Source organism: Pseudomonas sp. GLN_2 (assembly GCF_043106005.1).
Classification (GTDB): domain Bacteria; phylum Pseudomonadota; class Gammaproteobacteria; order Pseudomonadales; family Pseudomonadaceae; genus Aquipseudomonas; species Aquipseudomonas alloputida.
Window position 1 is genome coordinate 1 of the sequence record NZ_JBICMC010000003.1, and the last position, 9,818, is coordinate 9,818.

Annotated in this window: 10 protein-coding genes and 1 tRNA gene; 6 read left to right on the forward strand and 5 right to left on the reverse strand. The window is 61.3% G+C overall.

Annotated elements, in window-relative coordinates; all coding sequences use genetic code 11:
* Positions 1 to 902 (reverse strand): ZIP family metal transporter (locus tag ACF8Q6_RS00690; protein ID WP_276216417.1); only part of this gene is annotated, 902 nt, incomplete at its 3' end.
* A gap of 126 nt (positions 903 to 1,028) precedes the next feature.
* Between ACF8Q6_RS00690 and ACF8Q6_RS00695 the strand changes: the two genes are divergently transcribed.
* The 4 genes from ACF8Q6_RS00695 to ACF8Q6_RS00710 all read left to right on the forward strand — a co-directional run bounded on the left by ACF8Q6_RS00695 (position 1,029) and on the right by ACF8Q6_RS00710 (position 4,365).
* Complete coding sequence (locus ACF8Q6_RS00695; protein WP_003252818.1) at positions 1,029 to 1,220, forward strand: PLDc N-terminal domain-containing protein; 192 nt, start codon at positions 1,029 to 1,031, stop codon at positions 1,218 to 1,220.
* 139 nt (positions 1,221 to 1,359) lie between these two features.
* Entirely contained in the window at positions 1,360 to 3,417 is a 2,058-nt protein-coding gene (locus ACF8Q6_RS00700) for an LTA synthase family protein (protein ID WP_003252821.1), read from the forward strand.
* 204 nt (positions 3,418 to 3,621) lie between these two features.
* Positions 3,622 to 3,858 (forward strand): hypothetical protein, encoded by a 237-nt coding sequence (locus tag ACF8Q6_RS00705; protein ID WP_392492724.1) that lies wholly within the window; start codon positions 3,622 to 3,624, stop codon positions 3,856 to 3,858.
* Between the two features lie 174 nt (positions 3,859 to 4,032).
* A complete protein-coding gene (locus ACF8Q6_RS00710; RefSeq protein WP_003252824.1) occupies positions 4,033 to 4,365 on the forward strand; it encodes a ribonuclease E inhibitor RraB in 333 nt (110 codons plus the stop codon).
* A 235-nt stretch (positions 4,366 to 4,600) separates the two neighbouring features.
* Here the strand turns inward: ACF8Q6_RS00710 and ACF8Q6_RS00715 are convergent, their stop codons facing one another.
* Positions 4,601 to 5,401, reverse strand: a complete 801-nt coding sequence (locus ACF8Q6_RS00715; protein ID WP_392493856.1) for a c-type cytochrome — start codon at positions 5,399 to 5,401, stop codon at positions 4,601 to 4,603.
* 526 nt (positions 5,402 to 5,927) lie between these two features.
* Here ACF8Q6_RS00715 and ACF8Q6_RS00720 point away from each other — a divergent pair.
* The gene (locus ACF8Q6_RS00720; protein WP_003252828.1) at positions 5,928 to 6,662 is read left to right on the forward strand and encodes an amidotransferase; all 735 of its coding nucleotides are present in this window, start codon (positions 5,928 to 5,930) and stop codon (positions 6,660 to 6,662) included.
* A gap of 40 nt (positions 6,663 to 6,702) precedes the next feature.
* Here ACF8Q6_RS00720 and ACF8Q6_RS00725 read toward each other — a convergent pair whose 3' ends face one another.
* The 3 genes from ACF8Q6_RS00725 to ACF8Q6_RS00735 all read right to left on the reverse strand — a co-directional run bounded on the left by ACF8Q6_RS00725 (position 6,703) and on the right by ACF8Q6_RS00735 (position 9,265).
* A complete protein-coding gene (locus ACF8Q6_RS00725) occupies positions 6,703 to 7,674 on the reverse strand; it encodes a magnesium and cobalt transport protein CorA (protein ID WP_010952874.1) in 972 nt (323 codons plus the stop codon).
* Between the two features lie 68 nt (positions 7,675 to 7,742).
* Positions 7,743 to 8,456 (reverse strand): 1-acyl-sn-glycerol-3-phosphate acyltransferase, encoded by a 714-nt coding sequence (locus ACF8Q6_RS00730; RefSeq protein WP_014754121.1) that lies wholly within the window; start codon positions 8,454 to 8,456, stop codon positions 7,743 to 7,745.
* 119 nt (positions 8,457 to 8,575) lie between these two features.
* On the reverse strand, positions 8,576 to 9,265 hold the full coding sequence (locus tag ACF8Q6_RS00735; RefSeq protein ID WP_100774550.1) for a crotonase/enoyl-CoA hydratase family protein: 690 nt from the start codon (positions 9,263 to 9,265) through the stop codon (positions 8,576 to 8,578).
* A gap of 198 nt (positions 9,266 to 9,463) precedes the next feature.
* On the opposite strand from ACF8Q6_RS00735, the gene ACF8Q6_RS00740 reads away from it, so the two are divergent.
* Positions 9,464 to 9,553, forward strand: a tRNA-Ser gene (locus ACF8Q6_RS00740).
* The last annotated feature ends 265 nt before the right edge of the window (positions 9,554 to 9,818 follow it).

The window sequence follows — 9,818 nt, forward strand, 5'->3', positions numbered from 1 at the left end:
AACCCACCCATCAACCCCAAGGTCGCCGCTGTCTGGTGCCCGTTGCGGTGGGTTTCGGGGATCACCTCGTGGCTGACCACAAAGATCATCGCCCCTGCCGCCAGCCCCATGCTGATCGGGTAGGCGAGGGCAAAGCCAGTAGAAATCCCCAGCCCGATCACCGCCCCTAGCGGCTCCATCAGGCCCGACCCTATCGCCACCAACGCGGCCTTCAGGTTGGAAAGCCCCGTGGCGCGCAAGGCCAGCGCCACGGCCAGCCCCTCGGGGATGTCCTGAATGGCGATGGCACTGGTCAGTGGCAGGCCGATGTTCATGTCGCCATTGGCAAAGCTCACGCCAATCGCCATGCCTTCAGGCAGGTTGTGCAGGGTAATCGCCAGCACAAACAGCCACACCCGGCTGATGCGCTCGGCTTCGGGGCCGCACGGGCCGGTGCTTTCATGTTCATGCGGGGTGAAGCGGTCCAGGCCCAGCATCAGCAGCACACCCAGACCCATGCCCAGCACCACGGTAAACGCAGCGGCCGGGCCGTTGCCCGTGATCTCGCGGGCAGCCTCCAGGCCCGGCAAAATCAGCGAAAACGAGCTGGCGGCCAGCATCATGCCGGCAGCAAAGCCCAGCATCACGTCCTGGGTGCGCGCGTTGACATCGCGCAGCACCACTGCCAGCACGGCGCCCAGTGCGGTGGCGCCAAAGCCGGACAACCCGCCCAGCATGGCCAGGTGCAGGTTGTCGGCATGGTCGCCATTCACCGCGTTCCAGAGGCTGGCGGCCAGCAGCACGCACACCGCCAGCAGGCTCAGCCCCAGGCCGGCGCTGAGCCAGGGGGTATCGGTAACCTGCTGGCGCCAGGCCTGCAGCAGTGAAGAGGGGGCGGCGCTTTGGCTGTGGGTGGGTGGCATGCGAACCTCGAATCAGTGAATGCAGTCAGTCTACCGAGGGACCTGCGACATCCGCCAAGGATTCCCTTCTATTGCTGCGATAGCTGACTATGCTGTGCAGCAAAGCCTCTGGACAGGAATTCAGACATGGGATCTACCTTCAACAGCCTGGTCGGGCTGATCATTCTGGCGCTGGATATCTGGGCCATTCTCAACGTGATCAAGAGTGGCAGCGAGGTGGGCATCAAGGTGTTGTGGATCTTGTTGATCGCCTTGCTGCCGGTGGTGGGGCTGGTGATCTGGGCGATTGCCGGGCCGCGGGGGAATGTGCGGCTCTAGGTGCGTTACTGACATAGCCAGTAATAGGGCCGTGACAAAATTTTCACATTGGTTTAAACAGAATCCGCACCCGCATAATGCTGCGTTGGCCTAGCGCCATCGCCTCTTCGCAAACCGCAATCCTAGGACCTTCCCATTCATGGCTAACACGGACGCCTTGAAGCAACAGGGCGCGCGAACGTCATTTTCGCCGACCTTGAAATCCCACCTGGCCTACACGCTGCTCAGCGGCCTGGTGATCATGCTGATGCTCAGCCTCGTGCGCCTGGCGCTGCTGGCCTACAACAACGACATGGTCGGCGACACCCCTTATTCGACGGTCGCCGAAGGCTTCCTCAACGGCTTACGCTTCGACCTGCGGGTGGTGGTTTACATCAGTATTCCGCTGCTGCTGGCCATCCTCAGTCCCTGGGCCATGGCCCGGCGTGGCGTGTTCCGTTTCTGGCTGACCCTCGCTTCGAGCGTGGTGATGTTCCTCGGCCTGATGGAAATGGACTTCTACCGCGAGTTCCACCAGCGTCTCAACGGCCTGGTTTTCCAGTACATCAAGGAAGACCCGAAAACCGTCATGAGCATGCTCTGGTACGGTTTCCCGGTGGTCCGCTACCTGCTGGCCTGGGCCTTCGGGACCTGGCTGCTGAGCCTGCTGTTCAAAGGTATCGATCGCGCCACCCGTGCCGAAGGCCTGTACCGCGTTGCCCCGTGGTACAAGCGCCTGGCGGTATTCATGGTGATCCTGCTGGTGGCCGTGGTCGCTGCCCGTGGCACCCTGCGCCAGGGCCCGCCGATGCGCTGGGGTGATGCCTTCACCACGGACTCCAACTTCGTCAACCAGCTGGGCCTGAACGGCACCCTGACCCTGATCGACGCTGCCAAGAGCCGTTTTGGCGAGGACCGTGCCAACATCTGGAAGCCAGTCCTGGAGCAGGACGTGGCCACGCAGAGTGTGCGTGAGCAACTGCTGACCGCCCACGACACGCTGGTCGACGCCGACGAAGCCGCTATCCGCCGCGACTTTGTGCCGCCGGCTGACCGTACCCTGCCGATCAAGAACGTGGTGGTGATCCTGATGGAAAGCTTCGCCGGCCACTCGGTAGGCGCGCTTGGCAGCCCCAACAACATCACCCCGTACTTCGACAAGCTGGCCAAAGAAGGCCTGCTGTTCGACCGCTTCTTCTCCAACGGCACCCATACCCACCAGGGCATGTTCGCCACCATGGCCTGCTTCCCCAACCTGCCAGGTTTCGAATACCTGATGCAGACCCCGGAAGGCGGCCATAAGCTGTCGGGCCTGCCGGCCCTGCTCAGCGCCCGTGACTACGACGACGTGTACGTCTACAACGGCGACTTTGCCTGGGACAACCAGTCCGGGTTCTTCGGCAACCAGGGGATGACCACCTTCATCGGCCGTAATGACTTCGTCAACCCGGTGTTCTCCGACCCGACCTGGGGTGTGTCCGACCAGGACATGTTCGACCGCGGCAACGAAGAGCTGGCCAAGCATGATGGCAAGAAGCCGATCTACGCGCTGCTGCAGACGCTGTCCAACCACACGCCGTATGCCCTGCCGAAGGACTTGCCGGTAGAGAAAGTGACCGGCCAGGGCCGTCTGGACGAGCACCTGACCGCCATGCGTTATTCGGACTGGGCGCTGGGCCAGTTCTTCGAGAAGGCGCGTAAAGAGCCTTACTTCAAGGACACCCTGTTCGTCATCGTCGGTGACCATGGCTTTGGCAACCACCAGCAGGTTACCGAGCTGGACCTGGGCCGCTTCAACGTGCCGCTGCTGCTGATTGCCCCGGGCATTCAGGAGAAGTTCGGTGCGGTGAACCACACCGTGGGTACCCAGGTCGATATCGTGCCGACCATCATGGGCCGCCTGGGTGGCAAGGCTCGCCACCAGTGCTGGGGGCGCGACCTGCTCAACCTGCCCGAGGGTGACCAGGGCGTGGGCATGATCAAGCCGTCGGGCAGCGAGCAGATTGTCGGGTTGGTACAGGGTGACCGTATCCTGATCGAGTCCAAGGACATGAGCCCGCGGATGTACCGCTACCAGTTGGGCAGCGAGTTCAAGGCCGAACTGATCGAAAGCCCGGACCAGCCAGAAATGCTCAAGAAGCTGGAAGCGTATATCCAGACGGCGACCAAGAGCCTGCTGGATAACACCGCTGGCGTGGTGCACGGCACGCCGAAGTAAACCGGGGCCGCGTTGCGGCCCATTCGCGGGCTTGCCCGCTCCCACAGGCACGACAAGGGTTAGAACCTTGTGCTGGCCCTGTGCGAGCGGGCAAGCTCGCGAATGGGCCCGCACAATTTTCCCGGACTGAACATTATCCCCGCCCCAAGGTCAGTTATTCAGGCATCACACACCTGGTGTTCGTTGACTGAGAGGGTCCGTTCAATGAAAGAGTGGGAAGTCATTTTTGCCGACCAGAAGGGCGAACCGTCCACATTGCTGATGCATGCCGAGCATTGCCCCAGCGAGGAAGACGTTGCGCGGGCCATCCGCTCACACCTGTTTCCGGTGATGGACGAGCTGGACCTCAACGACTTCCAGGACCGTATCATCTCCCCGACCGCACGCTGGCTCAAAGAGCATAGCGGTGTGACCATCACCAGCATTCACGAAGTCGCCTGAACCACACGTTTGCGTGGTGCCTTGGCAGGCACTACGCTGGAGAAGGGCCTGCCTGTTCTGCGGGTTGGCGCCGCTACAATTCGCGTCTTGCATCAGCTCGAACTGCACGGCCTTTGCCGGCAGGTGCGTAGTGCACGGAAAGTCTATCCATTGCTTTATTCAGGAGGACGATTCATGAGCAGCCAGAACGACGATATCAGCAGCAACGTCCTGCGCCAGATGAAAGCAGGCGGTTTCGACTTCACCCAGATCCACCCCATCGAGTTCTATGCCGTATTCCCGGACGAAGCAGGGGCCCGTCGTGCAGCCGGGCAGTTTCGCGGGGAATCGCTCAATGCCCAGGTGAAGGAGCTGGGCGACGGTGCCTGGCACCTGGAACTGAGCAAGGTCATGTACGCCACCCATGGCGGGATTGGCGACTTTGAAGAGGCCTTCGAGCAGTTGGTGACGCCTTATGGGGGTGAGGTGGAAGGGTGGGGCGTCAAGCACGAACGGCTCACGGCCTGACAGTTTTGTGTTGGCCCGTTCGCGGGTTAACCCGCGCCTACACATTGATGGAGGGGGGACACCACCTGCCGTTGTAGGAGCGGGTTCACCCGCGAATACGGTGGCGGCGGCAACGATGAACGGCCGGGGATATTGGCCAGCAGGACCGGCCCTTTCGCGGGTAAACCCGCTCCTACGACGGCCTGTATCCACCCTCCACCACCGTGTAGGCGCGGGTTTACCCGCGAAGAGGCCCTCAAGGCTTACGCGCTGCCATGTGCCCCAAATAGGCCAGCAGCGCATCCAGTTCCTGTTCACTCAACACACTTTCGGCAAACCCCGGCATCTTCGCCTGCGGCCACCGCCGCAGGCTTTGCGGGTCGCGTATCAACTTGCGTAAATAAACCGGCTGAAAATACTCGGTCGGGTTATACGGCACATTCAAGTCCGGCCCCACCTGCCCATCCCCCGCACCGTTCAACCGGTGGCACACCAGGCAATTCTGCTGGAACAGGGCAAAGCCTTGGCGCACCGGGCTGTCGGCCGGCAGCTTCGGGTCGGGTAGCAGCGCAGGAAATCGCTGGTCCACGGGGGCCAGCTTGCGAAGGGTGGCGATCTGGAATGGCCACTGTTCAGGGCGGATGCCGCTGGCCTGCGGCGCAGTCCACACCAGGTAGAACGGCCCGGCACTTGGCTTGCCTGGACCCAGTGACGGCCACGGCGTGTCGGGGTCTTCCACGGCCAGCCAGGCCCGTGCCGGCCCTTGCTGCAGCAAGGGCGCAGCGGGCATTTCGGCGGCAAAGCCATCCAGCGCCACGGCCTGCAGGTGATCGCTGGCAGTCACGCCTTTCAGCAGCGTGACCAGCGGCACCGCCCGATAGTGCATGGGGCGTTTGTAGGATACGTCCTGGTCGATGCTGATGTCCTGGGCCTCAGGGTGGCCAAGCAGTTCGGCGCTGCTCCACTGGCGCGGTGTCGCGCCCAGTTCAAGGTGCAGTTGCGCCGCCGACAATGGCAGGCTCAGGAGCAACGCTAGCAGGACAAGGCAGTGGCGCATAGGCGATCTCCGACCATCAAGGCCAGCAGGTTACCTGTGCGTTGCCCGTTGGCGCCACCGCCGCAGTCAGCCAAACAAACGTGTCAGGTTTGGCAAGATCAACAGCAACGTGGTGGCAAATAAAATGAGCCCGGCTTGGCGAATTTTCGATTGTCTGAACATGGCGGACCGCCTTCTTGTTGTTATTCCTGAATACCCGTTGGCTTCCTTGTCGCGCTTCGGGTCGATCGCAGTGGCGTTGAATGGCGCCGGACTGCTTGCCGCTTGAAAGTGGATATACCTTCAACAGTAGGGTGTGCGTTATCCATATTTGAGAACCCTTTGTTCTAACCGTGCGCTAAAACCATTCCTCTGGCTATGAGGCTAAGTGCTATCTAGCTGACACGCTCTATCTAGACAGTGGCGCCAGTACCCGGCAGGCGCCGACGAAATGTGACCGTTCGTCAGTGCAGCCTACTTGCTTGTACGTGCCTTTCGCGGCAGTCTCTACAGCAGATTCCCACCCATGTCGTTCAGGACTACCCCTATGTCGTTACGCATCTGCATCCTTGAAACCGATGTCCTGCGACCGGAGTTGACGGCGCAATATCAGGGCTACGGCAGGATGTTCGAGCAGCTCTTCTCGCGTCAGCCGATTGCCGCCGAATTTTGTGTGTACAACGTGATGCACGGCGACTATCCCGCCGACAGTGAAAAGTTCGATGCCTACCTTGTGACGGGCAGCAAGGCCGATTCGTTCGGTACCGACCCGTGGATCCAGACGCTAAAGGCCTACCTGCTCAAGCTGTACGAGCGCGGTGAAAAGCTGCTGGGCGTGTGTTTTGGCCACCAGTTGCTGGCCTTGACCCTGGGTGGCAAGGCCGAGCGGGCTGAGCAAGGCTGGGGCGTGGGTATTCATCGCTACTCGTTGGCGGCGCATGCGCCCTGGATGGACCCGGAGGTGTCGGAGCTGACCTTGCTGATCAGTCACCAGGACCAGGTGACCGAACTGCCGGAAGGCGCTACGGTGATCGCCTCCAGCGATTTCTGCCCGAATGCGGCGTACCACATTCGCGACCAGGTGCTGTGCTTCCAGGGCCACCCGGAATTCGTGCATGACTACTCCCGCGCACTGCTCGATGCGCGCCAGGAATACCTGGGTGACGAGGTGTACCACAAGGCCGTTGCCAGCCTGGCCACCGAGCACCAGGGTGATTTGGTAGGGGAGTGGATGTTGCGGTTCATCCAGCAGCCATCAAAGGCCAGCGACAGCGCCGCTTAATCGGTGGCAACCCTTCGCGGGCGCGCCCGCGAAGAGGCCATCAAAGCCAACCCGATTTCTTGAAGCTGGCATACAACCCGGCACACCCCGTCGCAATCACCCCCAGTACCGCGAAGTAACCGTAGTGCCAGCTCAGCTCCGGCATGTTCTGGAAGTTCATCCCGTAAACCCCGGCAATGGCTGTAGGGAATGCCAGAATCGCCGCCCAGGCCGCGAATTTGCGCTGCACGATGCTTTGCCGTGACGATTCCAGCAGCATGCCGATCTCGATCGTCTGGCTGGCAATGTCGCGGATGCCGGCCAAGTCTTCCATCTGCCGCGTCACGTGAATTTGCACATCACGAAAGTACGGGCGCATGTTCTTGTCGATGAACGGGAAGCTCAGGCGCTGCAGTTCTTCGCTCACTTCAACCAGGGGGGCCACGTAGCGGCGCAGGCGCAGGATGTCACGGCGCAGGCTGTGCAGGCGGCGGATGTCGTCTTCCCGCAGCGAGCCGCCCAGTACGCTTTCCTCCAGCGCTTCGATCTCGCCATGAATGGCCTCGCTGACCGGTTGGTAGTTCTCGGTGACGAAGTCGAGCAGGGCGTACAGCACGAAGTCTTCGCCATGTTCCAGCAACAGGGGGCGAGCCTCGCAGCGCTGGCGGACCATGGCGTAGGATTTGGAGTGGCCGTTGCGGCAGGTGATGATGTAGCCGTTGCCCGCGAAGATATGGGTCTCGATGAATTCCAGTTTGCCTTCGTGGCGCACTGGTGAATAAGTGACGATGAACAACGCGTCACCGAAGGTTTCCAACTTGGGCCGGCTGTGTTTTTCCAGGGCATCTTCGATGGCCAGTTCGTGCAGGTTGAACTGCGACTGCAGGTTGGCCAGCTCTTCGGCATTGGGCTCTTCCAGGCCGATCCACACAAAATGCCCCGGCTTGCGCGCCCACTCGCTGCCTTCGTCGATGCTGATGTTGGTGACCTTTCTGCCGGCGCTGTACACCGCCGATGCCACGACTCGACCCATGGTTGTCCGCTTATTCGATTGAACACGGATACAGCTTGGGCTGTACCCGGCTCCAGAGCAACCCCGGATCAGGCCAGTTCTTTTTCCATGCGGTCAATGCACTGCTGCATTTGCACCCGGCATTGCTCGATCAGTGTTGGCAGGTCCTGCAGCGTCATGCCCGTCGTGGCAATGGGCGGCAGCGAGCGCACAATCACCGTGCGCTGGCGCCAGCTATTCAGGCTCAGGCGCCTGGCATAGCGGCTGACGCAGACCGGCACGATCGGCACACCGGCCTCGATGGCCATGTGAAACGCGCCTTTCTTGAACGCCAGCAAATGCTCGCCGGGATTGCGGGTGCCTTCGGGGAAAATCCAGATCGAGGTGTCGTCCTGCAGAACCCGGGTGGTCTTCTGTATGGCCCTGCGTGCCTGATAGGCATTCTTGCGGTCGACCAGCACGTTGCCGCCCAGCCAGAACAATTGGCCGAACAGCGGGATCCAGCCCAGGCTCTTCTTGCCGATGGCGACGGTGCGTTGCGGCACCACTTGGCCCAGCACGAACAGGTCGAAGTTGGACTGGTGGTTGGCCACGATCACACACCCGGGTGGGTGGTCCCACAATGGGCCGACTTCGGCCTTGACCTTGATGCGCATCAGCCAGGTGGCCGGCAAGCTGTAGAGCCGGGCGAAAACGCGGCTGTTGTCAGGGTTGAAGGGGCGGCACAGACCAATGATCAGGCCCACGGCGCCAACGGCAAGAAAATGCAGCCCCAGCAGGAACATACGCAATGAATAAAGCATGGTACGGCTCACACCAGACGGTCGCGGGCAGTGTACGGGTGTGCACTGGTTGGGGCAAACCTTGGTGCAGGCCTGTCCCGCCCCTTTCGCGGGCAAACCCGCGAAAAGGGCCCGTGCGGTTAGCCCATATGCTGCTGATCCAGCTCGATCGCCTTGTCCAGCGCCTCCAGCAGCCCTTTGCGCACTTTCAGCTTGGTGTTCTTGTGCGCCAGCATGTTCAGCTTCTTCAGCTCTCGTGCTGCAGTCATTGCCGCTTCCTGCAATTGCTCGGCCGGTACCACCTTGTCGAGGAAGCCGGCATCCACGGCACCCAGCGGGTCAAACACTTCGGCATTGATCACCGAGCGGTGGAAGGCCGAGCGGCGCAGGCGGTCGCGGGCCAGTTCAATGCCGGCGTGGTGCATGGTCATGCCGATTTGCACTTCGTTCAGGCATACCTTGTATGGCCCATCGACGCCAATGCGGTAGTCGGCCGACAGCAGCAGGAAGGCGCCTTTGGCCACGGCATTGCCGGGGCAGGCGACCACCACCGGGAACGGGTGCGACAGCAGCCGGCGGGCGAGGGTGGAACCGGCGGTGACCAGGCTGATGGCGTCCTTGGGGCCGCGGGTCATCACCTTGAGGTCGTAACCGCCTGACAGAATGCCCGGCTGCCCGGTGATGATCACTACTGCACGCTCCTCGGTAGCGCGGTCCAGCGCTGCATTGAAGGCAGTGATGACGTCCGGCGAGATGGCATTGACCTTGCCGTTGTTCAGGGTAAGGGTGGCGATGCCGTCTTCGGCGTGGTAGGTAATCAGCTCGCTCATGGCAGAGTCCTTTTGTTGGCGTGGCGACGACGTTACCCAGCGCCAGGGGCGAGGTAAAGCAGCAAGGCTGACTGGTCGGTCAGTGCTCACGGCAGCCCAAGTGCAAATACATGAAAAAATTGAAAAAAATGCTTGCCAAAGGAAACGTCTTTCACTAAATTAGCGCACCTCGACGGGCCGCAAGGCTTGAAGAGAAACGGTGAAGTGTCCGAGTGGTCGAAGGAGCACGCCTGGAAAGTGTGTATACGAGAAATCGTATCAAGGGTTCAAATCCCTTCTTCACCGCCACATTCTACGAAAAGCCCCCGCGCTGAAAAGCACGGGGGCTTTTTGTTTTCAAGGCCATTGGGGCTGCTGCGCAGCCCATCGCGACACAAGGCTCCCACAAAGCCTATGCCAGGCTTCAGATGTGTACGGCGACCTTCAGGGCTTCCAGCGCCGGCTCGACCTAGCTGCCCAGCGATGCTCCCAGCTCCATTACCCGGGGTTGATGGGTGGGTTTGCGGTGGTGATGTTTCTCGACACTGCGCTGGGCTGAAGCTGAACACCGGCC